Source organism: Pseudomonas sp. GW821-FHT05D12 (genome assembly GCF_059419825.1).
Genome location: NZ_JBWKSN010000002.1, coordinates 149,107 through 173,029, shown reverse-complemented (window position 1 = coordinate 173,029; position 23,923 = coordinate 149,107). Strand labels below are relative to the sequence as shown.

The 23,923-nt window shown below is 59.3% G+C and carries 26 protein-coding genes; 1 reads left to right on the top strand and 25 read right to left on the bottom strand.

Annotated features, from left to right (window positions below):
* Positions 1 to 986: 986 nt before the first annotated feature.
* From AC07SI_RS03835 to AC07SI_RS03770, 14 genes are all read right to left on the bottom strand, one after another.
* Complete coding sequence (locus AC07SI_RS03835; protein ID WP_495005150.1) at positions 987 to 4,079, bottom strand: TipJ family phage tail tip protein; 3,093 nt, start codon at positions 4,077 to 4,079, stop codon at positions 987 to 989.
* A gap of 59 nt (positions 4,080 to 4,138) precedes the next feature.
* Entirely contained in the window at positions 4,139 to 4,717 is a 579-nt protein-coding gene (locus AC07SI_RS03830; RefSeq protein ID WP_495005149.1) for a tail assembly protein, read from the bottom strand.
* A 43-nt stretch (positions 4,718 to 4,760) separates the two neighbouring features.
* Positions 4,761 to 5,159, bottom strand: coding sequence for a hypothetical protein (locus AC07SI_RS03825; RefSeq protein WP_495005148.1), 399 nt, complete (start codon positions 5,157 to 5,159; stop codon positions 4,761 to 4,763).
* Positions 5,160 to 5,201: 42 nt separating this feature from the next.
* A complete protein-coding gene (locus tag AC07SI_RS03820; RefSeq protein ID WP_495005147.1) occupies positions 5,202 to 5,972 on the bottom strand; it encodes a C40 family peptidase in 771 nt (256 codons plus the stop codon).
* A gap of 2 nt (positions 5,973 to 5,974) precedes the next feature.
* Positions 5,975 to 6,658 (bottom strand): phage minor tail protein L, encoded by a 684-nt coding sequence (locus AC07SI_RS03815; RefSeq protein WP_495005146.1) that lies wholly within the window; start codon positions 6,656 to 6,658, stop codon positions 5,975 to 5,977.
* A gap of 58 nt (positions 6,659 to 6,716) precedes the next feature.
* Positions 6,717 to 7,085: a hypothetical protein gene (locus AC07SI_RS03810; RefSeq protein ID WP_495005145.1), complete on the bottom strand. Its 369-nt coding sequence runs from the start codon at positions 7,083 to 7,085 to the stop codon at positions 6,717 to 6,719.
* Positions 7,082 to 8,344 (bottom strand): hypothetical protein, encoded by a 1,263-nt coding sequence (locus AC07SI_RS03805; RefSeq protein WP_495005144.1) that lies wholly within the window; start codon positions 8,342 to 8,344, stop codon positions 7,082 to 7,084. The genes AC07SI_RS03810 and AC07SI_RS03805 overlap by 4 nt, the downstream gene beginning before the upstream one ends.
* Complete coding sequence (locus AC07SI_RS03800) at positions 8,341 to 8,679, bottom strand: phage tail protein (protein WP_495005143.1); 339 nt, start codon at positions 8,677 to 8,679, stop codon at positions 8,341 to 8,343. The genes AC07SI_RS03805 and AC07SI_RS03800 overlap by 4 nt, the downstream gene beginning before the upstream one ends.
* A 42-nt stretch (positions 8,680 to 8,721) precedes the next feature.
* On the bottom strand, positions 8,722 to 11,784 hold the full coding sequence (locus AC07SI_RS03795) for a phage tail tape measure protein (protein ID WP_495005142.1): 3,063 nt from the start codon (positions 11,782 to 11,784) through the stop codon (positions 8,722 to 8,724).
* A 27-nt stretch (positions 11,785 to 11,811) separates the two neighbouring features.
* Positions 11,812 to 12,084, bottom strand: coding sequence for a DUF1799 domain-containing protein (locus tag AC07SI_RS03790; protein WP_248731781.1), 273 nt, complete (start codon positions 12,082 to 12,084; stop codon positions 11,812 to 11,814).
* Between the two features lie 47 nt (positions 12,085 to 12,131).
* On the bottom strand, positions 12,132 to 12,512 hold the full coding sequence (locus AC07SI_RS03785; RefSeq protein ID WP_058419808.1) for a phage tail assembly chaperone: 381 nt from the start codon (positions 12,510 to 12,512) through the stop codon (positions 12,132 to 12,134).
* A 3-nt stretch (positions 12,513 to 12,515) separates the two neighbouring features.
* The gene (locus tag AC07SI_RS03780; RefSeq protein ID WP_495005141.1) at positions 12,516 to 13,172 is read right to left on the bottom strand and encodes a phage tail protein; all 657 of its coding nucleotides are present in this window, start codon (positions 13,170 to 13,172) and stop codon (positions 12,516 to 12,518) included.
* 72 nt (positions 13,173 to 13,244) lie between these two features.
* The gene (locus tag AC07SI_RS03775; RefSeq protein WP_495005140.1) at positions 13,245 to 13,661 is read right to left on the bottom strand and encodes a phage tail terminator-like protein; all 417 of its coding nucleotides are present in this window, start codon (positions 13,659 to 13,661) and stop codon (positions 13,245 to 13,247) included.
* On the bottom strand, positions 13,658 to 14,254 hold the full coding sequence (locus AC07SI_RS03770; RefSeq protein ID WP_495005139.1) for a hypothetical protein: 597 nt from the start codon (positions 14,252 to 14,254) through the stop codon (positions 13,658 to 13,660). The genes AC07SI_RS03775 and AC07SI_RS03770 overlap by 4 nt, the downstream gene beginning before the upstream one ends.
* Before the next feature lie 125 nt (positions 14,255 to 14,379).
* Here AC07SI_RS03770 and AC07SI_RS03765 point away from each other — a divergent pair, with 125 nt between their 5' ends.
* A complete protein-coding gene (locus AC07SI_RS03765; RefSeq protein WP_495005138.1) occupies positions 14,380 to 14,724 on the top strand; it encodes a hypothetical protein in 345 nt (114 codons plus the stop codon).
* Between the two features lie 75 nt (positions 14,725 to 14,799).
* Here AC07SI_RS03765 and AC07SI_RS03760 read toward each other — a convergent pair whose 3' ends face one another.
* From AC07SI_RS03760 to AC07SI_RS03710, 11 genes are all read right to left on the bottom strand, one after another.
* Entirely contained in the window at positions 14,800 to 15,192 is a 393-nt protein-coding gene (locus tag AC07SI_RS03760) for a hypothetical protein (protein ID WP_495005137.1), read from the bottom strand.
* A gap of 2 nt (positions 15,193 to 15,194) precedes the next feature.
* On the bottom strand, positions 15,195 to 15,572 hold the full coding sequence (locus AC07SI_RS03755) for a hypothetical protein (protein ID WP_495005136.1): 378 nt from the start codon (positions 15,570 to 15,572) through the stop codon (positions 15,195 to 15,197).
* Between the two features lie 10 nt (positions 15,573 to 15,582).
* Positions 15,583 to 15,888, bottom strand: coding sequence for a HeH/LEM domain-containing protein (locus tag AC07SI_RS03750; RefSeq protein ID WP_495005135.1), 306 nt, complete (start codon positions 15,886 to 15,888; stop codon positions 15,583 to 15,585).
* Positions 15,889 to 15,943: 55 nt separating this feature from the next.
* Complete coding sequence (locus AC07SI_RS03745) at positions 15,944 to 16,921, bottom strand: major capsid protein (protein WP_134326529.1); 978 nt, start codon at positions 16,919 to 16,921, stop codon at positions 15,944 to 15,946.
* A 3-nt stretch (positions 16,922 to 16,924) separates the two neighbouring features.
* Complete coding sequence (locus tag AC07SI_RS03740) at positions 16,925 to 17,698, bottom strand: hypothetical protein (protein ID WP_183703379.1); 774 nt, start codon at positions 17,696 to 17,698, stop codon at positions 16,925 to 16,927.
* 83 nt (positions 17,699 to 17,781) lie between these two features.
* Entirely contained in the window at positions 17,782 to 18,267 is a 486-nt protein-coding gene (locus AC07SI_RS03735; RefSeq protein ID WP_495005134.1) for a DnaT-like ssDNA-binding protein, read from the bottom strand.
* Positions 18,268 to 18,275: 8 nt separating this feature from the next.
* Positions 18,276 to 19,388: a minor capsid protein gene (locus tag AC07SI_RS03730; RefSeq protein ID WP_495005133.1), complete on the bottom strand. Its 1,113-nt coding sequence runs from the start codon at positions 19,386 to 19,388 to the stop codon at positions 18,276 to 18,278.
* A complete protein-coding gene (locus AC07SI_RS03725; protein ID WP_495005132.1) occupies positions 19,306 to 20,766 on the bottom strand; it encodes a DUF4055 domain-containing protein in 1,461 nt (486 codons plus the stop codon). The genes AC07SI_RS03730 and AC07SI_RS03725 overlap by 83 nt, the downstream gene beginning before the upstream one ends.
* On the bottom strand, positions 20,766 to 22,103 hold the full coding sequence (locus AC07SI_RS03720) for a terminase large subunit (RefSeq protein ID WP_138725816.1): 1,338 nt from the start codon (positions 22,101 to 22,103) through the stop codon (positions 20,766 to 20,768). Before AC07SI_RS03720 ends, AC07SI_RS03725 begins: the two co-directional genes overlap by 1 nt.
* Complete coding sequence (locus AC07SI_RS03715) at positions 22,100 to 22,615, bottom strand: DUF2280 domain-containing protein (RefSeq protein WP_256346308.1); 516 nt, start codon at positions 22,613 to 22,615, stop codon at positions 22,100 to 22,102. Before AC07SI_RS03715 ends, AC07SI_RS03720 begins: the two co-directional genes overlap by 4 nt.
* 32 nt (positions 22,616 to 22,647) lie before the next feature.
* Positions 22,648 to 23,271 (bottom strand): putative metallopeptidase, encoded by a 624-nt coding sequence (locus tag AC07SI_RS03710; RefSeq protein ID WP_495005131.1) that lies wholly within the window; start codon positions 23,269 to 23,271, stop codon positions 22,648 to 22,650.
* Positions 23,272 to 23,923 lie beyond the last annotated feature (652 nt).

The following is a 23,923-nucleotide window of genomic DNA, read 5'->3' as shown; positions in this document are numbered from 1 at the left end:
AAACGGGTTTGGCCCATACAACGGGCGTATACAAGGTTGTCTGTATATCAACTCCGACTACCTGCATAACTAATCGGTTATTCTCATACTCCCATACGGCATATTGATTCCCCTGCCTAGAAGTACTGCCAGCAACGTCCATTGCTATGTTGTTTATCAACATGTACTCCCCTGTATTAAGCGGAGTACTCGCAGTCCAACTCAGCCTAAGAACTCCCTGCCCAGTATTTACAGCTCCCAGGTAAGACCAAGACGTAACGGTTTTTGTAAATTGAGCACAGGGATTAGAGCTGTCAAACAGCAGCGTCGAAGCCCCGTCCCATAGCCTTAGACCGAACGTTCCAACAGGAGATGCTTTAAACGCGGCGGCGAAGTAAGTTCCCGAATATACTTGGCCAGCAATACCTCGGAACGAGAACCCGGTCCAAGCGCCAGGAGATCCGTTGATAAGGCAAAAACACATAGTGCAAGACGAGCTAGGCCTCACGAATACAAGAGGCGGCTCAGATGATGTTATTACAGAAGGGAATGACACTCCCGCCCCACCCCCGCCATTGGTCCAACTTCCCTTATGGAGGACAACAAGCCTCGCGAACTCAGAATCCAGCGTCACCACATCATTATTATTTATAAACCTTAGCCCGAAAGACATTACCGATACCTCGTAACAATAAGTCTTTGAGGCCCAATCCCTAGAGGCGCCCCCTCTCTTGTTCCTGGCTGACCAAAATACAACGTCAGCCCCCCTTCAGAGACAATAGGAATGTATTGAATGGACGCAATGTTTTGGGCGCTAGTGTCGTAGGCCGCTACAGGAAAACAAACAGCTGAGTGGTTTGCTGGCGATACTCCTGGAATGGATATCCATCTAGTTCTATTTTCGCCTCCCACTTTCTGCACAGCTGCGCTGTAAACAATCCTGACAGTGAATGAACTTTCATCAAGTTCAAGGAAGCCAGTTGGCCCCCAGATTCTCATTCCAAAGCTCATGCGGTCAGATCTCCAAGCTGGACCCTCTTAACGTTGTTCTCGTCGTAGACCTTGATCGCCCGATTGGTCATTGTCAGGCGGCCGCCACCAGGCGCCGGCCCGTTGAACTCAAGATTGCCGGCTTTATCTAGGCGCCATCCCTTAACCCCAGCAACGAAATCGTCGGACTCCAAAGCCTGACCGATTTTCAGCATGGTTATGCTGCCGTCACGGATGAACGCGGTGTCGATGTAGGCTGCGTTGTCCTGCACCACGAATGGGTAAAAGACGTTTGTGGTGTTGGGATCAACGATCGCGAACCGGCTAGCGGCTATCAGCACCTGGCTGGTGATAATCCCCTCGTTGTTTTCGACACCGACGCCGATGCCAGCGAGATAGGGCTTCCCGTCGACGGTGAGCTGCGTCTTGATGCTGTACATCGCCGCCAGTTCTGACTTGAGGGCCTCAATTTCAATTTGGGCACCGCCACCCGAATCAATCTTCTCAAGCAGGTGCTGGCTGAGCTGGGTCTCGGTGATCTGATCGTTGAGGTAGTCCAGGATAGGGCCGGCATCCGAAGACGACTGGCCGGTAACCGGGCCGTAGAAGGCACCCAAGTTTCCGATTCGATCCACCAGGCGCGCCCAGAAGAAGAACCGCTTGCCGGCGGCAAGGCCCATGATCGTCAGGTCCGTCTGCGGGTTGGCGTAGTCGCCAAACTTGGCCGCGCTGGCAATATCCGAGGTCTCGCTGTACCAGATCTCCGTGCGCTGCAGGTCAGCGGTGCTCAGGTCCTGAGGGATCGACCACTGCAGCTTGATGCCGAACACGATCGATTGGGCTGTGAACGAGGATACAGTCGGTGGTGGCGTAGTCTTCCCGTTCAGCACGGTCTCAGCCGAGGTCGCAAACACCGACCCGATATCGAGCGAATTGATCGCGCGAACCTTGGCCACGTAGCGCCCTGCGTAGATTCCGCTCACATCAATCGACGTGGTGCCGGTGCGGCCCGCAAAGATCCAATCGCCATCGTTCTTGCGCCAGTAAACCTCGTAGGCGATCGCTGATTCGGGCTTCTCCCAGGCGATCGTCATAACGCTGACCGCGGTGCCCTGGTCGACGAAGTGGTCATTGCTGACTGTCACGTTGCCAGGTGGCGGCTGCACGCTGGGCGGAATCACCGTCACGGGCGGCTGCTCGATCCGGCTCCCGTTGTCGATCGCGCTGTACTTGCTGGAGTTGTGGCGAACAGCGGTGATGTTGAACTTGATCTCCGTGTCGGAGAAATCCTCAACCACCGACATCACCCGGAACTGCTGCACCGCCAGAGTTGGCGAATCGATCGCCCACATCGAATGCATGGGAGGAAGATCAGTCAGCGGCTCGGCCAGCACCACCTGCTGCACGTCCGACGGGAACCCCGTGGTATCCATGGTGATATTGCCGTTGTCCCAAGTGATACCAGCGCTGTCCCAAGTCAGTGGGTAGCCCACGGACTTGACCGCCCGGGAGATCGCCTTACCGTTCGGCATGATCAGCGTGATGGTGTCGCCCGGGTACGCGGTCACATCGGCATCGAGGACGAGCGTATCCAGTGTTGAAGAGCGCAGGCGCCCGCCAATGCGACGGCCTGCCCGGTCGTTGTCTGCGATGCGGATAATCTGCCCTGGGCGCGCCAGGGTGCCGTCCAGGCCGACCGAGAAACCAACGCTCTCCGTCTCCAGACGGTTGGTGAGCAGAGCCCACTTACCGATCCGCTGGGCCTGGGCCTGGGATGTGCAGCCTGTGGCCGTGATTTCGGTCTGCTGAATGCCGTAGCGGCTGATCCCAGCCTGATCGTCAACATACTCGACCTTCTGACGGTAGAAGTCTGTCGGGTCGTTCCAGCTGACCAAGGCTACGGTGTAGCGAGTCTTTTTCGACGATCCGAAGTAGCTGAACTTGCCGTCTATGACGTTGGCGTTTGAATATGTGTAAACCGGATCTTCCGGCATATCGCACAGGGCAGTAACAGAGCCGCCCGCCCAGTACGCCATCCCGCGAAAGGTCGTCGAAAGGTCCTGCAGCACGCGCAGGGCGTCAGCACGCACGGACAGGTAAAGGTTGCAGGTGAATCGCGGGTGGGTACCACCCTTGCCGTCCGGTACCATCTGATCGCAGTACTGGCCGATCCTGTAGAGCTCCCACTTGTCGACCTGTCCAGCGTTCAGAAGGTGGCCCAGGCCATAGCGAAAGTGCAGCAGCAGGTCGTAGAAGATCCACGCCGGGTTATCGGTCCAGGCGCTTTTGAAGCTACCGTCCCAAACACCGGAGTAAATCCGGGTCGCGGGGTCGTAATTGCTCGGCACGCGGATAATGCGCCCGTACAAATCGAACGAACGAGTCGGGATCGACTGGAATTGAGAAGCGTCGAACTGGACACCAATCACCGCCGACCCTGGGTAACGCAACTTCGCGTCGATTACTTCCGTGATTGCGTCGATGGTAGTGGTATCGGCGATTGCGGAGCTGGTCGCGTTTGGGGTGGCTCTCACCACGCGCACCTGCCAACCACTGTTGGCGGGTGGAAGGTCAACCCGATGGGACCGCTCGTATTTCGTCGATGTTTTACCGCTGAACGACGAAATGACCATAGGCACGTATGGGCCGCCGTCGGTAGAGAGCTCAATGCGGTACTGCACGGTATAGCCGCTGGTGTCGCCGTTCGAGGTGTTTGTCTGCGCGAGCCGAGGCACTGAAATTCGAACACGCTCGGCCGACAGCTGCAGGTTGGTGACAGCCCTCACCCACGGCTGGTCATAACGAAGCTCTACGCCCACCCCTACCTCGCTCTCCACCGCCGGGAAGCCAGGGATATGCGTCTGGTCCTGGCTGCCCGTCCGAAGATCGAGCGTCACTCCGCTGAAGTTCAGTGAACCATCCGCGTTGGCCAGGGGTGTTTCACCGAGAAAGACAGAGCGCATGCCATCCACCAAACCGACGATCTCACCCTCGCTCACCAGGTCGAGAATTCGGGCGTACGCAACACTTTGCAGGTTGTCAGGGGCCTCAACTGACGGGCGCGGCTTATCCTCGCCGCCCTTGCTGCCGGCGATAGCTAGATTGGTCATGGCTTTCCTTCGGGCAAAAAAAAGCCCGCTCGGTGGCGGGCCTGGTGGTGGATGGGCTGTTACATCTGGTCTTCGGAGTAAATGCCGGCGCTGATCACCGCGCTGCCAACAATCATTCGGCCGTACAGCAGCGGGACAGGGTTGCCTTGGACACTGGTATTGACTGGGCCGTTGAAGCTGTAGCTGGGTCTGTTGTTTGGGCCATCCTGGGTGCCGAGGCCTTTCGCTTGAGGGCTCAACATTTGCATCGCGCCACCGATTGTGAGGCCAATACCGAGTTGAACGGCCCACGTTTGCCCGAAGTAGCTACCGCCGGCAATTAGAACGACCCCCACTACTGTCTGGATAAGGCCTGCGCGCTTAGATCCAGCAATTACCGGAACGATGCGAATCACGTCTCGCCCGGTTGGCTTCCCGAGGTCATCCTCGCTGACGTTCTCGCTGCCATTGAATATTGCATAGCGCAGTCCTTTTTCTGAGCTATCCACCATGTGCCGCTCAAATCCAGGAAATTGCTTTAGATACCCAACTACATCACGGAACCCGCCGGCGGTTGTGACACGATGCCGACGGCCAAAAAGCCGACCTAGCGAACCTGAAAGCAGGACGGTTTGCATCTTTTCTACCGACTGAGCCATGTTTTCTCCGGGTAATAAAAAACCGCCCGGAGGCGGCTTGTTTTCATTGCATGGTGGGGGATAGGTCCAAACTCATCGCCGAGTCCATGGATATCCTGAATTTCTTGGTCGTGCCGGGCGTGATGCTCGTCTCGCGCTCTTTGAGCCCACTTCCGCAGGTGGATACTGAGACGATGTGCTCGCCTGGCGCAACGCGGAATTTCGCAGTTTCGCCAGTACCAACCTCTGCTGCGCGAACACCATCAATGCTCACTGTTCCATTGCATCCAGACCCTACAAACCCCTTGTCCCGAGTAACGATGAGAAACGAATCTCCAGGGATTGAAGCTTGATACGCAAAAAGTCTAGCTGATGGGACCGGATTGGCTTGGCTTGAGGGTACTGGCGAAGAAGCGCAACCGGCCAGTAGCGCAACGCCCAACGCGGCGACAAAAATACGCATATCGTCAACTCCATGTGATTTGGCCAGACGATAACATTTTGATCAGGGCTTGGCGTCCCGGTGCCGCCAGTAGCCGACCGTCACCTCGGACCAGTAGCCGCCGTACACGTCGCGCTTGCTGTCTCGGTTGTACAGGTGGTGCAGAATCGACCCCGGAGCGGGGTAGTGCTCCGGCTCAGTCTTGAGCGCGCCGTCGGCCAGGTAAATCGCCGCGTGGTTGGGAACCGGTGAGCGGATCTGCATCAACACCAGGTCGCCGTGCTGCAGCGTCGAGACCTTCTCGAAGCCGGCGGCCGGCAGGTTTTCCAGGTACAGGTTGCCGCCCTTGTCCCACCACCCGTCCTCGCGATCGAAGTCGCCCAGTTCAATGCCCATCTCGCGGCGGTAGAAGTCGAGGATGATACTCAGGCAGTCACTGACGCCGTGAGCAAAAGCTCGGCCAATCAGCGGGGCCTCGTACCCGCTCGGCGCAAAACTCACCAGCTCGCCGGCGCGCACCACGTCGTCGTCTCCCTTCCGTACCTCCAGAATGTGCCAGGGCAGGCCTGATGCCTCGCAAGAGATGCGATCAGCTTCGCTGGGTGCTGCTGGGTAGTCCGGGTGGCTGTGCACCACTGCCAGGATCGCGCCACGGTCCTCGGCGCCGGCGAAGTCCTCCGGCGCAAGGCGGAAATGCTCGCTGGGCGTGGTAGCTGTGTTGCGACAAGGCACGTAGACCTCCTTGCGGCCCTCGCGCACCAACAGCCCGCAGCACTCGCGGGGGTACTCGGCGATCGCGTGGGCCTCGATCGCTGCCCTGCTTGCTTTGTTCATGGTTATGCCCTGATCAGGCCGGCGGCCGGAAACGATCCGTACGGCAGCGGGTTATTGGCGCCGAAGCGAAGCTTGCAGCTGGTGAGCCGCCCTCCGCATTTATCCTTGGCGGCATCGGTCACAATGATGTCGTTCTCGTCCGCCACCGGCGGCCCGTTGTACCCGCAGTACGGGCCGCGATATCCGCCGCAGGAAAGCCACCAGCAGACGTTGGCCACGATCTGGCGTCTGGGCAGTTGAATGCCCTGAAAGTCCAACGCAGATGCCAGTTCGAACTGCACCACCTCATTGTCTTCTGAGGCCTTGCGCTCGACGTACCAGATGTCCGGCGGCAACTCCTCCTCAGGATCTGCCTCGGGCTTCCCGTCCAGGTACTTGCCCAGCGTGCGGTGCCGAATAAGCTTCGCGCCCACCAGGTCCTCGAAGTACAGCACCAGGGCGGTGATAAACCCACCGACGTTGCCGACGGAGAGCGTCGGCGTGGGCTGCGCGCCCTGACCAGTCATCTCGAAGCCGCCGGCCTTGATAGGCCAAGGTGAGTACTCCAGGCCCTGCCAGAAGATTGAGGTCTGCTGTGGGTAGCCATGGAACCGGTAAAGCTCAGCACCCAGCGACGTGGCATCGAGCTCAAATAGCTCAACCCACGCGCCGGGCTCCAGAGTTTGGATGTCGGCCGTGATCGGCATGCTTTTCTCCAGGCAAAAAAATACCCGCTCATGGCGGGTGGCGGTGTTCGGATAGTGATCAGCCGGGCGCTACGGGCCGCTTGCTGCTGTCGGGAAAATCCGGGTTCTCCGCCGTCCACTTGCGCAGGGCCAGCCAGTACTTCTGCCACTGCTGGGCAGTTCCTGGGATATCTTCCTCGCCGTACTCGATAGCGGTGACATTCTGTTGAGCCTTGGGCATCTCGCTCTCACGCCATGCATTTTCGACCAGTGCCTGTTTGGCCGTGAGGGTTTCTTGCGTGATCGCCCACGTGCCATCGGGCTGAGCTGTAAAGTCAATGGAGTCAGGGCGCTGCTCTCTCATCAGGATCCATCCTTCTGGAGCCCCATCGCCGGCTTCATCTACAAGCTGCTCATAGCCGCCTACTTTTGCGTATACGTTCATCATTTGACTTTCCAAAGTTTTACACGGCAAGGCACGGCCGCCGTCACAGTGCCGTTACCCGTTACGTTAATTGAGCCACCGGCATAAGAAGATCCGGCATAGGTGCCAGCCCCACCGACAGTAACGATAATATTGCCGTTATCCCGTTGAGCAGCTTGAACTCCGTAACCAGAGGTAGAGCCACCCACCCATCCGGTGGTACCCCATTCCCCGCCGACTAGGATTTCCGCTATGGCAATGACCTTGACCCCAGCTCCCCAGGGATTGGTGAGGGTATAACGGGCGCCTACAGTCGCGTTGGCTGGAGCGGCTTCCGTCCCGCCGTTTGGATAAAGAATAGCGTCGGCTCCACCGCTTGGCGGATCTATCCAGATCCCTCCTCCCGACAAAACTTTGTTTTGATCACCAATCGCTGGCGGGGGAACTGAACCTCGCGAACCTGCTGTAGTGGAGCTTGCGCCAATCATTAGTGGGGCATCCCCCCAAGCCCCGCTCCCGAGAAGTACTTTGTTTTGGTCTCCCGCAGCAGGGGCAATCACCAGCCCTTTTGCCCCAGCCACAGTTGCCGAAGCACCAGTGAATGTAGGTAATTCCGTATTTCTCCCGGTTCCGCCCTGGCTTACAGAAAGGGGGGTCGTCAGGCCGTTTAGCTCAGTGATGTCACTGTTCGCTCCCTTGCCAGCTTTGCCCCCAACAGAGATTGCGATATCTGTGATCTGCCTCTGCAACTTACCGAAGGCAACAAGAACGGTATCCGTTGCAGCGATCACTGCCGGGTTCGTGGTTACCAGTCCGGTGAGGACGCTGCCAAGGGTTCGCGCAAGGGTCCAGTACTTATTGACCGCGCCCTCGGGCACAGCGTCAGTAGACCCGGGCGAAGCGGTCAGCAGGACGTACTGCGTGCCGCTCCACCGATACTGGTTGTTGTTGTCGATAGTGATGTAGATCTTGCCGGTCTCGCCGGTCGCGGGCAGCGTGGCGAAACTCCCGAACTCGAGAACGTCGTCCACGTAGCTCGGCAGTTGAACAGCCGGTACCGTGCCGTTGGCATCGAGGCCAGCCACACCATTTGGCTGACCCCTTTGCGTGGCAGGGATAGCAGCATCAGCCTTGGCCTGGGCGCCCTCTGCTGCCGCCTGAGCTGTCGCGGTGCGCTGGTCGAGTTCGGCGAAATTTGCGTTGATGACCTGTCCACCTGAACGCAGATCCTGGCCATTCCCATCGTTCGGCGCGGAGCCGATGTTGAGAGGAACAATACTCATGGGTGAAATGCCTGTTCGAAGGTTGCGGCCAGGGTGTAGACGCTGCCGCCCTTGTTGCTGGACTGATATTCCTTGCACTTAATCAAAAGGTTTTCTCCGAATGGCTCGGTCCAGTTGAAGGCTGTGGCGCCTTTGTGTCGATTCAGGAAGGCCTTGATCTGAGCGATCTTCGTCTTCTGCCCCGTAAACGTAAGCGGCCATGACTCAGACTTGTTGTTGATTCCGTCCTCCGCCGTCTGCTCGTAACCGTCGCCGAATTTGGCTGACTTGATACGGAAGCTGGTGGTGCCGGTTGGCTCCTTATCTGGAGTCCACGTGAAGGTTTCCGTAGCCATACGGCTCTCCAAAAAAAGTAACCCATACCGAAGCGGTGGTTGTTATCGACCGTTGATTGCGGCCCAAATTTGACCGCCAGGCCTCAGATCTCGCGCAATCTGCTCCTGAGCGCCCTGTTTCGCTGCCTTGGCGTAAGCCTGCGCCACCGCCTGACCCTGCGCCTCGTCGGAAGCCCCGCCGCCCTGCCCATCGGCAACAGTGAAGTTCTGCTGAATAACCACCTCGGTGCTTGAGCCCTGACCACTGCCAACAGCCATGACACCCAGCTTGCCACCGGCAGTTCGTGTCAAAGGCATGATTGCCTCGTCCCCTGCCTCGCCCATGACGCCGGTCTTGCCGTTTGCCATGCCGAACGCCGTTGGCTTGCTGACCACCGAGTTCGTAAACGCCCCTCCATCGGCGAACATCTGGACGCCATTAGACCAGGCCCCTCCAAGTGCTTGCGGAAAGTAGGCGCTGGAGTAGCCCGCCGAGGACGCGCCAAGACTGGACGAAGCCGCGCCGGCAGACCCTGCGGCCATTCCGTTTCCCGCGCCGCCGCCAAAGTAAGCACTTGCCGCAGAACTCGCTGCTCCGAACAACGAACTGAGAGCCGATGACGCCGCTTGCCTGGCAGCAATGCGCGCCATGTCAGCGATGATCGACTTGGCGAAGTCGGCAAACGAGAGCTTGCCAGTCAGCGCGAAGTTGACAATCGCGTCTTCCATGGAGCTGAAGGCATTACCGAAAAGAGTTTTCGTCTGCCCTGCCACATCCTTGGCGGAGTTCAGGTAGTTATCCCACGCCGCCGTAGCGCCGTTGGTCCAGTCGCCCTGGGCGTTCTCCACATCCGCGTAGTTCTGCCGGATCTGGTCGGTGGCCTTCTTGTTCGCATCGGCAAGCGCCTGCGATTTTCGGGCGAACTCCTCTTCCGACATATTGCGCGACGGGTCGGACTTCTGGTTGGCCAGCTCCAGCGACTGCTGAGCAAATCGGTCTTGCTGGCTATTCAGTTCGCTGCTGAGCGCGTTTTGGCGATCGCCCCGCCCCACGCCGAGCACTGCGCGCTGGCCCGCCAATTCCAAAGCCCGCTGTTGCTGCCCCAACGCCTGCACGTAAGTGCTGATCGCCCGCTCCTGTTTGGCAAGGCGGCCAGTCTCGTTGGTAGCCAGCACTTCAAGCTGACTGTCGGCATCCTTCTGCGCCTTGACCATCCCTGCGCGTGCGTCGGCGATCTTCTGGTCCAGCTGGATGCTTTGCGCGGCCGACGTGGTCTTCTTGCCCTTGGCGGCTTCCAGCGCGGCAATCTCGGCCTGGTAGGCTGCTGTCGTTTGGTCGAGTTGGTTGCCGATCAGCGCCTGGCGCCGCAGCAGATAGTCCTCCTCAGACAGCAGGCCAGCCTTCTGCGCCGCCTCCAGTTCCTTCTGGTAGTTCTTGTAGGTGTCGGTGATCGCCGCCAGGTCGTTCTTGGCGTTGTTGAAGCCGGTCAAGTCGACTTGGGTGCCAGCTGCTTTCGGGTCCTTGAACTTGTCGTTGATGTTGGCGATATTTTTGTCGATCGTTGCCTGGGCCAGGCGCGGATCGTTCGGCGCTACCTTTCGGATATCGTCGAGTTGTTTTTTGTAGTCCTTGAGTGCGTCGGTCCGCTTCTGCTCATTCGTCCAAGAGGACTTGGTGAGCGCGTCAACCTTTTGCATCGAGGTGATCGCGGCTTGTTGGGCTTTTGCCTGATCGCCTTCCAGCTTTGCAATTTCAGCCTGTGCCGCCTTCTGGTCCTCAAGCATATTCAAGCGGTTTTGATAGAGATCAATCATCTCCTGCTTGTTTTGGAACAGACCAACGTCGCCGGACTGCGCGCTCGCCAGGTCTCGGCGTGCCTGCTCAATATCTGCGCCAATGTCCGGGCGCCCGATGTTCTTGAGGCTGTCAGCAGCGCGTGCGACCGCGTTGTAACCTTTCTCCCAGAAGCTCAGATTCTCCAAAATCTTCGGCGTGCGCTCGTTGATCGCGTCAGCGTAAGACTCGGTCGCAAGCTTTACGGCGCCAGCATGGTCGCGCTGCTCTTCCAGCGCGGCGATCTGTGAGAACACCGAAGCCGTAAGATAGTGATACTGCTCATTCAGAGCAGCGGAAGCCTTAACCGGGTCGTCGGCAAGCTTCACGAACTCGGCGACTGTCTCGCTGACGGCTTTACCGGTGGCCTCCTGCATCGACACGGCGGCCTGAGTGATACCCTCGAAACTCTCGCCGGCGATCTTGCCGTTGTCCGCCAGCATTGCCAGGACTGCGGCGGCCTGGCCGGTAGTGCCCACGGTTGCGCTGACCTGGCGCGCCATTTCACCCAGTTGGCCCGCACTCACACCGGCATAGTTACCGGTGAGGATCAGTGACTTGCTGTAGTTGTCCTGTTCTTCACTGCCCTTGTGGTAGGCGTAGGCCAGTCCACCGACAGCAGCTGTTGCAAGCGCCAGCGGCCCCAGGATGGCGAGCAACCCGGCAGCGCCTGCTCCAGCCCCGGCCCCCAGTTGAGCAACCGCACGCACGCCGCTACCCCAGTCACCCGAGGAAAGAGCATTACCCAACTGAACGACGTTTTCCTGCGCCTGGCGGGTGCCGAGGCGTAGCTTGTCGAAGCCCGTGGTGGTCTTTTCGAGTTTGGCGTAGTCCTTGTCGATCTTACCCAGGGCAGTGTTGTACTGATCCTGGCTGATGCGGCCGGCGTCCAGGTGTTTGCCCAGTTGCTCGACCTGCGTATCTAGCTTCGCCAGTGCAGCACGGGCCGGGTCGATGGCACCCAGAAGGCTGTTCAGGGCCTTTTGCTCGTCCATGGCGGACTTGGCCAGGGCTACCTGCTGCTTGTCGAGTTGCGCCGAGATCTTCGCTGCCTCGGCCTCACCGTAGGCGCCGATCTTGGTCAGCCTGGCGAGTGCGTCACGCTGCTTCGCTAGGTCCTGCGTGGTTTTGGCGCTGGTAGACAGCGACTTTTCCAGGGCCTGCATTTCGCTCATGAGTGAAACGGCGGACTGCTCGGCCCGGCCGCCGGCCTTCGCCATTTCATCCAGGCTCGTTTTTGCTTGGATTGCATCGGCCGAGTCGATCTTGACGCCGAGTTCTGCAATGTTCATCGACTCACCTTGAATAAGTGCCCGTGGTTACGGGCTGTTTTCCCTTTCCTCCGCCATGACGCGCAGGGCTTCGCCTTCCAGCACCTGAAGGTCAGGGAAGATTTCAGCGAGTTTCTTTTTCTTGATGCCGAGGAACCCGGCCACGTCGCGGATGCAGGTGTAGTCGAGGCCGATCGCGCCACCGGCACCCGCCCGCCACTGAGTCGACATCCGGTTGAACAGGAAGAACGCCGGCCAGTTGCAGGGCCAGACCTCGGTCACATCTTCAAGGTCACCCGGGGTGAGCCCGAACAGGCCCATCAACTCAGCAGGTGCCGCCGGCGCGTAGAGTGCGCGGGCGGCGTCCGTCAGTTTCCCAAGCGGGCCTGATTGAATGCGCTCTGGTAGGCATTCACGACCGCTTCAGCAGCGCCCTGGCAGGATGTCACCAGCGCCCGAATGCTCTTGTCGTCGAACTTGTCGTCGAAGCCCCAGCCGACTACCAGGTCCTTGATCTGCTGCGACTGCTGCTCAGTGTCAGCAGCAACGATTTCGGAAAGCGTTGGGCTTTCACCCAGGGAGGTCCGAGCTTCATCGCGCTTCAGGTTCCACTCATCAAACAGAGCGGCAAGCCCCGGGCGATCCCGATACTTGAAGGTGAACTCGATTTTCTCGGGCTCACCCCCAACGATCGGGATCGACACGAAGGCCTTGAACGTCGGGTTTTGGGCGATTCTGATCTTTGCCATGGGTTACGCCACCACAGTCAGGTAACGGGTCGGCTCGGCCTGCAGGGCCAGGTTGACGATGCGCGTCAACAGGTTGTTGCGGGAGACTGCCGGCTGCTTGGAGAACGACGTGTAGGTGCCGTACAGCAGAGTGTCATTGCCGGGCAGGTTGAGCCGCGCTGCTTCAATCTGCTTGCCGGCGTCAGCTTTCAGCAGAACGCTGTTGAATGCCTGCGCCGGGTCGTCAGCGATGGTCAGCACCATGCTTGCCGCCGATTTATCGGTGGGGATCTGTTTGCCCTGGTCATCCTCGAGGAACACCACATCCAGGTAGTTCTGTTCGCCGCCGGAGAAGGCAACGTCGGAGATCTGCGGGATCTGCACCCAGGTCAGCACTTTGCGCATAGTTCCTGCACCGCCTGCTGCCGGGAAAACCTGAGTATCGGTGGTGTCGATACCTTCCAGGGTGATCGCTGTTGCGGTTGCCGCCTTCACGCGTACAACCTTGCTATCCAACTTGCTCCAGCCGGACGTGAGCAGAACGATATCGCCGGCGGCAATGGTGCCGCCGACTACGGTAGCCACCGCCTCGCTCGCATTGCTGATGGCGGCGAACGCCAGTGCCGCGCCGTAGGTTGCGGCGTGCTGGAAGGTGCCGCCGTTCGGGAGTTTGTAGCCCATGGGTATTTCCTCTTTGCAGATATGAAAAAACCCGCTCAATGTCGGGTTTGTGGGTTTGCCCAATGGGCGGGATCAGTTGGTGTCGGCTCGGTATAAGAAAGAAACCGGGACGGTGTAGGTGGAATCGCCGGTGATGCCGGGGCCTGGATCGACTGGCGACATGGTTACCACGGTGACCGAGCCCTTCGTGTCCCTGGCGTATAGCGGGAACAGATCGGTCAGCTCAGCTGTTATAGGGTTCGTCTTGGTCTTACCGGTGCCCGCCGGCGCGATGATGCTCACTTGGAACACGCCGGTGAACAGCCGGTGATCACCGCCGAGTGTGTTGCTTGCGGTGTCGCCCGGGATTGTGAAAGCCCGCAGGTAGGTCTCGCCCGCCATCGGTGTGTAGGCCGTGTTCTCGAAGACGATCTTCAACTTCTCCGACCTGGCAGCGTTCCAGGCGATGAGCTTGGCCTCGTAGATTGAAGCGATGATTGCGTGACTCATACCTGGTTGTTCCTGATGGCCTCCAGCACGATCTGCTGGAAGCGAGCCACGGTTACCCGAACCATGCCGCCGGGGGCCTGGGTGGAATGACCGAACTCCAGCGGAATCGCATAGGGCAAGTTGTTGATGATGTAGGCCATCTGGCCGGCGGTGAAGTCGCTCATTGCTGCGACCAGCGCCGCGGTAGTCTCGGCGCCGCTCGGGTCTACCTCGTCAAAGGTGACGTTCTCGACCACGCCGAGCGATATGTGCCAGTTCGCCCGGAACCGGCCACCGACGTAGCCTTCTGGTGCCTTGATGTCCATGCCGTCGTTGAGCTTGCGGCCTTTCTTCAGCCTACCGCCCTTCGTGAGGTTAGCCGGATCACTGCGCAGCGCGCTGTTGTGATCGTCGACGGCCTTGTTGTACTGGGTCGCCACAGCGTTTTGCGCCCAGATCTCCGGGTTACCCACTGGAGACATTCGAATCAGGCTGCTGCCGACCTCGATGATGATCTCGCGCACGCCTGCCTCGATGGCTTCGCTGGCCTGGGTTGCGAACTCGGCCAGGCTGAGCGCAAAACTACCGGACTGTCCGGCGCCTGTCCGGCTCACGACCGCACCTGCAGATACAAGATCGGGTTGTTATGCAGATTGAGCTTTCTCGTGCCTCGACTGATAATTCGTGAAGCCAAGTTGGCCAATCCCTCATAGAACCATCGCATAAGGAAATCCTCTCTATGAAAAAGCCGCATACTCAACGATCTAGCATCCCTAGCCACGGACGCAATTTTGGCGAACAGGCAGCCAAAAATATCGAGAACGCAAGGAAGCAAGTACTCGCTGACACGGCCAAGGGCAAAAATCTTACTCAGAGCGTAAAAAACCTCCGAGATGCCGTTGCGGCTAGTTGTAGAGAATCTCACCCAGAATGGGTAACAAAGTTTGCAACAGGTAAAATGCCTGCTGACCTGCAACTTTCTGACGAAACCATCGAACTTTTAATTGTGCTTGAGCAAGAACTCAGGGATGGACGGGTGAATCCAGAAACGCTAGACAAGCTGGACGAAATGCTTAGTTATTAGGCTTTCAAAATCACGCGCAGATTGAGTAAGCAGCGGAAAAAGTCTAAATGAAAGGTATCAGTTTCCTATTGTCTTTCACTTCCTCAGTTGCGCCGTCCACGTTGCATCAGCAGGGTCCGCAGACACGTTCATCACCCGCAGGCCGTTGACGATATCGCCTATGGCCGGGGCAGCCGGTACCGCCGTCGGAACGCTGGCCTCCGACACGAATAGCTCGTTTTGCAGCACCAGCAGCTTCTTGTCGGTGGTCTGGATGAGGGAGCCATCGATTTCCTTGGACAGGTAGCTACTCAGGACGCCGCGGCCGGTATAAGTCACAGTGGTCTCAGGCGTCTCGCCACCCAGGTCGGGGTCATACTCGCCCGCCACCTTGCGCACGCCTGTGACCGGCTTGATTGCGTCGGCCAAGCCATCAGGATCGTTGAACGCTTCGGCCAGTTCGGCCTGGATATCTTCACGCATGCCCACGGTCAGACCCTCTTCAGCATCATCACGCCGGAGCGCTTGATCCACGGCTCCAGTAGGGCCAGGGCGAAGTTGACGCCCGCCGACTGATCAGTAGAGCCCGCCACGTAGGTTTTGCTCACCGATGTGCCGGACTGAGCCGAGACCGTCTTGCTCTGCACTTCCTTCTGCGTTGCTGTGAACAGCTTGCCCGCCGCTGCCTCTTTGGCAACCTGGGCGCCGGCTGTTTTGATCTCGGCCGGAACCGGATCAGGAACAGCCCGCTTAATCTTGGCTGTGAGCCAGGCATTGGCCATGGCCACAGCAAGGACCGGATCACCGGTGCCAGCCCAGTCAGGACCGAGCTGGGCGTCAACATCGGCAACGGTGATGAAGTCGGTCATATGCTCGTCCTTATTCCGCTGGCACCAGGGCCTGCAGGTCTTCTTTCTTGGCAGTCGCGTCGAAGGCAATGCCTTTGGCGGTCAGCCACTCTTTCAGCTCGGGGACCTTCATTTTGAGAGGTTCGGTTTCAGGTGCTTCCTGCTCCTTGCCGTCGGAAACCTTGATGCCGACGGCCTGGTAAGCATCGAAGATATCCGGCGCATCGCCATCGACGACCACCTCAGTGGCGGAACCGATGACACCGAAGAATTCGCTCAGCAGGCGGTAGCACACGCCGCGCTCTTTGCCCGGCTTGTCCGTGTAGATTACTTTCATGAGTCACCTCAAAAGCATCCCGGCGCCATAAGGGCGCCAGGCTGTGTGGGCCGGATTACGGCGTGGTGGTACCGCTGATCACAGCGGCGAACGGGACCTGCTTGCGGCTGAACACACGCTGCCAGTTCCCAGCGGCGGCGTACTGAGTCGCGGTCGGGCTAAGGTTCTGAGCCTCGGAGCCCTTCCAACTGAAGCCGGCGGGCTGGAGGATGTAGGTCTTCCGCTCCCACAGCACCTCGGCACCACCGCCGTTACCGCCGCCTGGCTTACGCTCCAGCTCTACCGGCACCTTGGGAGTTCCTTCGCCGTAGCCGAAAGCGCCCTGGCCGAAGAACACGGACAGGTACTTGCCCGCGCCATATACCAGCGCGTCGTCCATGAAGACTGGCTTGCCGAGGTAGGTGGCCAGGATGATCTTGCCGTCGGAGTCGCGCAGGTACTCGATGAGGTCCTGCTTGACCATCTGGTTCATCACCACGGAGTGCACGCCGATCGCACCGAACTGGTCAGCGGCATCGCCGGCGGTGAACGCAGCATCCTGGAAGGCGTTGGCACTGATGGTCGCGCCCGCGTCGATGACCATGTCACCGCCGTTGTTCGCGATGTTCGAGGCGATGATGCCGCGAGCCGCGCCCAGGGTGTAACGCTGCCACTGGCGGGTCCAGTAGGTGCCGAAGCGGTTGCGGATCTGCTGTTGAGGTTCGGTGTTCGCCAGCTCGGCGGTCAGGTCGGTGACGCCGTAGCCTTTGTTGAGGTACAGAACCCGGGCACGCATGCTGTCCTGGGTGACCTTGCCGACTTCACCCTGGTCGTTAGGGTCGTCGTTGCTGATATTCGGGGCTTCATCAGCGTTGAGATCCTGCCAGTAGCTGATCTCGGCGGTGCCCTGGCTGCCGGAGGCGATTGCATCCAGCACAGGCGAGCGGGTCACAATGCCCGACTCGTACACAGCGGTCTTTTCCGGGCTGTTAACCGGTGCCAGAGAGGCGTAGTAGTCGCCGACGAAGATGTCGGTCAGTTGGGTAGTTGCCATGGATTAGGTTCCTTTGGTGGCCTGGATTTTCTTGAAGAGCTCAGGGTTGTCACGGGCGATCGCAGCGCGCTCGGTTTCCGTGTACTCACCCCACTTTTTCGTGGCCTTGCCACCGTTGTCGCCGGTCTGCCCGGCACCCTGAGCCCTTGGCCACAGGTGTGTTGCTGTTTCACGCAGAGATTCCGCCCACTCGAGCGGCGACAGCGGGGTTTTTCCGTCCTTTCCGTAAACGACCTCGCCGTCACGGTCGGTTGCGATCGCCTCGCCGTCTTCACTGAGTTTGAAAGTGCCCCGGGCGCGCAGGATGATGTCCTCGGCAGCCTCAGGGAGCGCGCCGGCCTTGATGGCAGCAGCGCGGATGGAATCGGCCAGCACTTTGTCGCTGTACTTGGCGGCGAATTGCTCGGCCTTGTCGGCGCGGGTCTTCTCGGCGCTCAGCTTGGTGTCGTAGTCGCTGCGCAGGCGCTCGGTGCGGCGGGTGATCACCTCGTCCAGCTTGCCTTCAGCGATCAGCTTGGTTTCTTCGTCCTGGCCAACCTTCGCAAGCAGCCCCTTGACCGCTTCGATGTCCAGGCCTTCGAACTGCCCCTTCAGCTTGTCCAGTTCGGTTTTGATGGTCCGGTTCGAGCCCAACAACTCCTGGTTCTTGGACTTGAGGCCGGTTACTTCCTTGTCCAGATACTCCTGAACCTTTCCGCCTAGCGCCTCCTGTAGGGCTGCGGTCTGAGTTGCGTCGAGGGTGAGGCCAGCGGCGGCCGGGTCAAATTCAAATGGCATGGGTATCCCCTGGGGACTTGGTTGGCCCGCCTGACGGGCATAAAAAAACCGCCCATTGGGCGGCTTGGTGTGAATTCTGTGGTTTATCGGACTATCGAAAGCCCGCGCATGACCAGGTAATCGGCGAACTGCGTCCTGCTCGGCGCGTATGGCGGCGGCCGCATGCGAAAGCCTGGCGTATCGCGATTGAGCCGCGTGCGCCGGCCATTGGGCTCAGTGCAATGCGTTGGCTCCTCGATATGGAAGCCCTGGTCGACAGCGTATAGCTCGACCGCCAGCCGTACCTGGCCCCATTCAAGCTCAAAGGGCACGAACGTCTCGGACAACGTCTGGTATTCGATCTTGCAGTCACGCCGGGGCCAGGCCATTGCCTGCTCAGGATTGGCCTTACGACCCTTCCACTGGCGACCGTTGATGTCGGCTGCGGCGCGCAGCAGCAGTTCGACCTGGTCAGCCTCTGCTTCAGGTATCCGGAACCCGTAGTAGTTGCCGAAGAAGGTCAGCTTCTCCAGCGGCACGAAGCTATTCGCGTCTGGTCTGCCCTTCCCGTCCTCAACGATGATCTGCATGTGCTATCTCAACCTGGTTGAGCGCCGAGTGTAACGCCTGCTTGGGTGAACATGTCAGGCTCTGCATCCTTCAGTTGCGCCAGGGTCAGCGGCTTGAACGACTTGTCGAGCTGCAGCTTGGCAAACTTCTCCGGCGTCAGGCCACCATCACGGAACAACTTACCCCGGACCGGCCCGAGGGCATGATCCTGGAAGCTCGCCGGCTGCGTTGCCAGCCACTCGTAATAATTCAGGCGAGCGTCGACCTGGGCCCCGCCATTATCGCCCACCGAGGCGCGCGTGGCGTCCTTGGCGAACATCTCCGAAAGCCTGGTGGTGGGCACCGTAGTTGATCGGCAGTTGATATGCGCCGGCGGCAGCGGGCCTTTACCCAGGTCGAAACGCATCCCATCCAGGCCCTTGCACTGCTGAGAGGTCTTGCGGTCGAGCGTCGACACCCAGCGGTAGCCCAGAACCACGTCACTGTTGGCCTTCAGCGTCTCCATTCGCGCCATGGTAGCCACGTGCTGGATTGCCGTCTGCACCACGGCGGCAGCATTGCGGTTGCTCACCGCCAGGACGCCGTCAGTGAAGTTCTGCGCCGCGGTGCCGCGAATCGCCTGGATGATCTGGGTGTTGGTCTGGCCCTGGCCGAAGCCGAGCCGGATCGTGTTCGTGACGCGCATCGTCTCGGTCCGCGTCCAGCTGCTGACGAAGCTCTTCAGCAGCTTGCCGCCGTCGATGCCCTTGACCTGAAGAGGATAGGAGAACACCGCCGCACGGATCACCGTGTGGGTCGGCACCACCGCGTCGATGGAGAGCGCATTGCTCAGGCTTTTGGCCTCAAAGCTCGACTCATACAGCGCGATGTCGACCAGGTCGGCCTGCACCAGGTCGCCGTAGGCTTTGTAGATCTCCAGCAGCTTGCCGTCCACCCGGGCCAGGAATTGCTCAAGGCGGTCCCGGCTGTAGGTGGTCAGCTCCTTGCGGGTGAGTTGCTCCCGCACCAGTTTGTCGATCTGGCGCAGGTACTTCTCGAACTTCTTGACCTCGCCGGCCTTAAGTCGCTCCAGCATTACCGAGTGGCGGGTGGTCTGCTCCAGCAGTTGGCTGTCCGCCTGCGCCAGGCTTGTCGTTGGCATCGTCGTTGTCCAGGTTGATGCCGGCCGACTCGCGCTCATCGCTGATCAGGTCGGCCTCTTCGTCGTATGGGCGGTCCGGCAGCTTACCGGTGGTGAGGTACTGCCAATAAGTGTCGGCGCTTACAGTTCCAGCCATCACGCCCTTGAGAAGTTCGGCGAGCACCTGGGCGTCGACCACTGGGGTTACGAACTCGGGATTCACCTTGAACTTGACCTGCTTGGGGTCGTAGCCCTTCCACTCTGCCGCGTACCGCAGGCCCTGCTCCACCGCCTCGGCCACCGTGATAACGATGCTGTGCAGTGTCGCGTGCTGGTCGTTCTGGCGTGTTTTACGCGCTTCGCCCGACTCGGTGCCGGCCACGTCCATGACCTTGGCGCCTGCCTCAAGCGCGGCGTTCTTCTGGTCATCCATGGCTTTGCGCACGGCTTCGATGCCGGCGCCTTGGAATTCCAGGTAACCGCACTCGCCATTCGGACCGAGGTCCCATGCCGCCGATGGGCCGGTAACGCTCAGCTCCACCGCTTCATCCAGGCCAGAAACCCATGGCTGCGGGTGACTGGTCTGGTGCAGTGAGGTGAAGTAGTCAGCGCTCAACTGGTAGGACTTCAGCGCGGCCCGCGCCATGGTCAGCAGCGGCACCTCGTCGACATCCGGGGAATTGTCGGTGGAACCGCAGTAAATCACGGGCAGGTATGGCAGGCCTTTGACCAGCCGGTTATCGGTACCAGTGGTGCCCAGCGGCTTTTCGTCCTCGACCAGCTCACCGCCTTCATTCCGCACGGCGGTGTAGCAGACGTCGTTCAGCATGAAGAACTCGCGAAACACGGTGTAGCAGTCATGGCTGTAGCGATCGCCGCCCTTCTTGCGAAACTCGCGGAACACCGAGAGGACCAAGTCCTGCCGGCCGCCTTGATCAGCCGTGTCCCAGTTGATCGCATTGCGCGTGGCGTACGTCGAGAAGTATGGTTCGCCGCTATCGTCGATGTTCACCACCAGCGGCACCCGGCCATGGGAAATAGCCTGGCGTACTAGGCGGAAGAACAACTGCTTCAGGCCGAAGCCGTCGGCCGTGGCGTTGTCCTCCAGCCCCTTCAGCCCGGCGGGTAGCTCAATCTCCGGGATAAGCCGCGAGACCAGGCCCATCATCGAACGCAGCGAGTCGCGCACCCAGTGCTCGTACTGAGCCCGGTTCGTGTAGTTCTCGTAGAGGTACTTGTTGCCGGCGGCGTCGAGCTTTTCCGCCTCGACCATACCGCTCGGCTTTGGCAGGTTGCGCTCGTTGCGCTTTACGGCGCACTCACCCTCGAGCGCGTCGTCCATCATCTCCCACTCAGCGATATGCGCGTCGTAGTCGGGGTTTGTCGATTGCACTGGCATCAGGCCAAGCCTCCAATTCGGCGTGTTCCGCCTGTGCGTTTGATGCACGGCCACTCAACGTCGATGCAATAGCCAATCGCCGTGGTGATGTGCTGGTAGTCGTTTTTCTGGTCTTCCTGGAAGGTCGAACCCATTTGAAGCTGAACCGTACTCAAGCCCTTGTGGCACCAGGGCGCGGTGACCGGGTTGATGAACAGGCTGGTCTCGCCCGAAGCGGTCAGGATCTTCGCCCGGACTGCGTTCTGCCGATCCTTGATGGACGGATGAGCCGGCTTGACCTTGCGCGTGTACGTCCAACCATTGGCCTTCAGCACGCCCTCGATGTCGGTGTAGTCAGAGGCGTGGCCGTGTTTCTCACCAGCCTTACCCGCCGGATCGCCATAAATCAGAACGTGCTTGTTCTTGTGATCCTTGAACTTGTCCACGAACTCAGCGGCTGACTGCTTCGATACCGCGCTGATCAGCACGATCTCATCCAGCAGATAAAGGTCTTTGCCGTCATTGCGCCGGACACCGATCGCGGACGAGAGCGGCGTGAAGTTCTGGTCGTGCATCCACATCAGCTGCTCATGAGGCTCAATGGCTGCATTCGTGGTGTTCGCCTTGCTGTAGTCCTCGTAGATCCGGCCAGACGCTGTTTCGAACGACGCTTCGAATTCCTGCTTGAACTGCTTGGCCGACATGGCCCGCTTCATTGCGTCCATTACATCAGCCGGCAGAATCTCGGCCGACTTCCAGTGGAACACGCGAAAGTTCGGGTCATTGCCCGACTCAGCCTGCATGCAGAGGTCGTAATAGTGGTTCAGGCCGTCCGGCACCCCGAGCAACCAGCACCAGGCCCGGTAATCCGGCATGGTTGGGTTGACGGTGTTCAGCGCCGGGAGAATGTTGGCCTCCCAGGCGTCCGGCTTGATGTCGGCGAATTCGTCGATGCCACCGCCGGTCCAGGGGATACCCTCAATCCGCTGCGGCTTGTCCAGGCCGATGACGTGAATCTCGCTACCGTTGTCCAGGTAGATGATCAGGTCGGACTCGGACGGCCGGCGACTGTGCATGCAGCAGAGCGTGAAAGCCTTGAGGTCATCCCAGAAGATTTTCTTCGCCTGGGCATGCGTTGGCGCTGCCGCGAAATACATGCCGGTGTAAGCCGACGCCTGCTTCACCACGAAACGCTTGAACCGCTCAGTCTTTCCGCTACGACGGCCTGCGGGCACCAGTGGAAAACGAATTCCTTCCGACACCGCCGCCACCAGGGCGAGTTGCACTGGGTGATCCTTCAGTGGGTACCAGCGGGACAGCTGGCGATCAAGCATCAGGTTGCCGGTGTTCGCGATCATGACGGCAGCCTCGCGATTAGATCGGCCAGCAGTTGGGCGTTGGAGTTGCCGCCGCCCTTCTCTATCAGCTTGAGCTCGGCCTTACGCTTCTCGATCTCAAGCAGTTTGATTTCTTCATCCAGCGACTTGTCCGGCTCAACGCGGCGATTGACATAGACGTCACCCGTCTCTTTGGCTGCTTGCTCGTAAAGCTGGGCAGTCAGCGCCAGGTTGCGCATGTTCTCGGCCTTCTCGGCCAGCCGCCCAAGGCCGCGAAGTCGGTACGCACGATTGGCAATGGGGATATCGGTTGTCTCTTCACGGAATCGCTTGCGAGCAGCGTGGAACAGGTCCACCCAGGTCTTGCCGAGCTTCTGCCCGGCAAACTTTGTCGGGTCGTGCGTTTCACATTGCTGGCGGGTGATCTCAATCCCGAATTCTGTCTTGACCGCTGCTACCACCTGGGATGGCGTATCGAAGCAGGCCAAAGCCTGAACGATGAAGGCTTTGACCTCGCTTCGTAGTACTGCCATATGGTTGTCATCCGTCAATACCTGTCATGGAATCAGGCCGACTTGAGCAGACAGGTTCCGCAGGCCCTCGCAATGTTCAATTTCCCCACCTCAGCAGGACTGTTTGCAGCATCCACCAACGCTTGAACGTCAGCGCTTGCCCCGTAGCGGCGGACGACACCAACGAACTCTTCGACGTCGTGGCCCTGCAGCTTGATCTTCGGTGCACCGTCTTGAGTGAATGCTGGTTGACCGTACTTGTCGGTCGCGTGGGCAAGGTGATATAGCTCGTGTTCAAGGAGCGCGCAGAACTCAAGGTCGCTGCACTGGGCGCAGTAGTCAGCAGCCAGGGTGATGATGAAGGCCGGCACATCGCCGAACCAATCACGCATCTGTTGCTCCATCCGGGCTTTCTGCCAGCCACCGGCGCGGAACGCCACCTGTTCGGCCTGGCCCAGGACTGTGCGCCCCTGCTTATGGAAGCTCGACGATGCCCACATGACCCGGATGTCTGCATCCAGTAGGTGGGCATGGTCTTCGTTGTGAATGCTGCCGGTGTCGGCAAGGATCTCGGCTTGCAGCCATTCCCACACCTCGGGGGCTGGAACTAGACGTATGCCGAGATCAGAGAGACCCGAAAACTCAAGCAATGAATTAGGAGGATAGGGTCTTTCCACTGAGCACCTGATCATTCAAACACGCCCCAATCAATTTCAGACCAAAAAGTGGGGCGAATACAGCCCTAGTGGGCGAGTTAATTGTGGAGGATGGGTAGCTCTACTAGTAAACGGAGCTACAAGATGCAAAAAGCAGAGATTGCCTTGATTCTGACCCTCGCCACGCTCGCTGCTTGGCCATGGCTGAAAAGGCTCTTCACCTGGAAATCGGCACTCGTGCTTGCACTGGGAGGGGGCGCCCTATGGCGCCTAGTCAAGACTTAACCAAGAAGAAATCCGACTGGGAGGGGCTCGTTCGATAGCCTCCCAGTCGGGTTGCCTAACTGTCATGAGATCACGCTGATAGTTGAAATATTGGTTAATTGTCGGCGAATTTGGAGTGGAATCTCCCCTAGTGCAAGGAAGCTTGCAGCGGTATCTTGTTAAGAGACACCCTCATAAACGCTCAGGGACTTGCAATGACTAGGGACAATTTTTCAGACATCACAAAGCTTCGTCTGGCCTTAAACGTACGATTTATGTGCGTTTACCCACCCTGCCAGAAAGCTACTCATGGCCCGTCCCTTTCAGGCGACACTTTAATAAATATCGGCAACGCTGCTCACATCACCGCTGCATCCACCAATGGGCCTCGATACGACGCGTCCCTTAC

Excerpts from the sequence above, each read along its gene's own strand:
- AC07SI_RS03825 (WP_495005148.1), bottom strand. The coding sequence starts at position 5,159 with ATGCGTATTTTTGTCGCCGCGTTGGGCGTTGCGCTACTGGCCGGTTGC.
- AC07SI_RS03805 (WP_495005144.1), bottom strand. The coding sequence starts at position 8,344 with ATGAGTATTGTTCCTCTCAACATCGGCTCCGCGCCGAACGATGGGAAT.
- AC07SI_RS03775 (WP_495005140.1), bottom strand. The coding sequence starts at position 13,661 with ATGAGTCACGCAATCATCGCTTCAATCTACGAGGCCAAGCTCATCGCC.
- AC07SI_RS03745 (WP_134326529.1), bottom strand. The coding sequence starts at position 16,921 with ATGGCAACTACCCAACTGACCGACATCTTCGTCGGCGACTACTACGCC.
- AC07SI_RS03820 (WP_495005147.1), bottom strand. The coding sequence starts at position 5,972 with ATGAACAAAGCAAGCAGGGCAGCGATCGAGGCCCACGCGATCGCCGAG.
- AC07SI_RS03720 (WP_138725816.1), bottom strand. The coding sequence starts at position 22,103 with ATGATCGCGAACACCGGCAACCTGATGCTTGATCGCCAGCTGTCCCGC.
- AC07SI_RS03765 (WP_495005138.1), top strand. The coding sequence starts at position 14,380 with ATGAAAAAGCCGCATACTCAACGATCTAGCATCCCTAGCCACGGACGC.
- AC07SI_RS03750 (WP_495005135.1), bottom strand. The coding sequence starts at position 15,888 with ATGAAAGTAATCTACACGGACAAGCCGGGCAAAGAGCGCGGCGTGTGC.
- AC07SI_RS03790 (WP_248731781.1), bottom strand. The coding sequence starts at position 12,084 with ATGGGCCTGTTCGGGCTCACCCCGGGTGACCTTGAAGATGTGACCGAG.
- AC07SI_RS03830 (WP_495005149.1), bottom strand. The coding sequence starts at position 4,717 with ATGGCTCAGTCGGTAGAAAAGATGCAAACCGTCCTGCTTTCAGGTTCG.
- AC07SI_RS03810 (WP_495005145.1), bottom strand. The coding sequence starts at position 7,085 with ATGATGAACGTATACGCAAAAGTAGGCGGCTATGAGCAGCTTGTAGAT.
- AC07SI_RS03730 (WP_495005133.1), bottom strand. The coding sequence starts at position 19,388 with ATGCCAACGACAAGCCTGGCGCAGGCGGACAGCCAACTGCTGGAGCAG.
- AC07SI_RS03755 (WP_495005136.1), bottom strand. The coding sequence starts at position 15,572 with ATGACCGACTTCATCACCGTTGCCGATGTTGACGCCCAGCTCGGTCCT.
- AC07SI_RS03740 (WP_183703379.1), bottom strand. The coding sequence starts at position 17,698 with ATGCCATTTGAATTTGACCCGGCCGCCGCTGGCCTCACCCTCGACGCA.
- AC07SI_RS03835 (WP_495005150.1), bottom strand. The coding sequence starts at position 4,079 with ATGACCAATCTAGCTATCGCCGGCAGCAAGGGCGGCGAGGATAAGCCG.
- AC07SI_RS03815 (WP_495005146.1), bottom strand. The coding sequence starts at position 6,658 with ATGCCGATCACGGCCGACATCCAAACTCTGGAGCCCGGCGCGTGGGTT.
- AC07SI_RS03785 (WP_058419808.1), bottom strand. The coding sequence starts at position 12,512 with ATGGCAAAGATCAGAATCGCCCAAAACCCGACGTTCAAGGCCTTCGTG.
- AC07SI_RS03780 (WP_495005141.1), bottom strand. The coding sequence starts at position 13,172 with ATGGGCTACAAACTCCCGAACGGCGGCACCTTCCAGCACGCCGCAACC.
- AC07SI_RS03735 (WP_495005134.1), bottom strand. The coding sequence starts at position 18,267 with ATGCAGATCATCGTTGAGGACGGGAAGGGCAGACCAGACGCGAATAGC.
- AC07SI_RS03725 (WP_495005132.1), bottom strand. The coding sequence starts at position 20,766 with ATGCCAGTGCAATCGACAAACCCCGACTACGACGCGCATATCGCTGAG.
- AC07SI_RS03795 (WP_495005142.1), bottom strand. The coding sequence starts at position 11,784 with ATGAACATTGCAGAACTCGGCGTCAAGATCGACTCGGCCGATGCAATC.
- AC07SI_RS03715 (WP_256346308.1), bottom strand. The coding sequence starts at position 22,615 with ATGGCAGTACTACGAAGCGAGGTCAAAGCCTTCATCGTTCAGGCTTTG.
- AC07SI_RS03800 (WP_495005143.1), bottom strand. The coding sequence starts at position 8,679 with ATGGCTACGGAAACCTTCACGTGGACTCCAGATAAGGAGCCAACCGGC.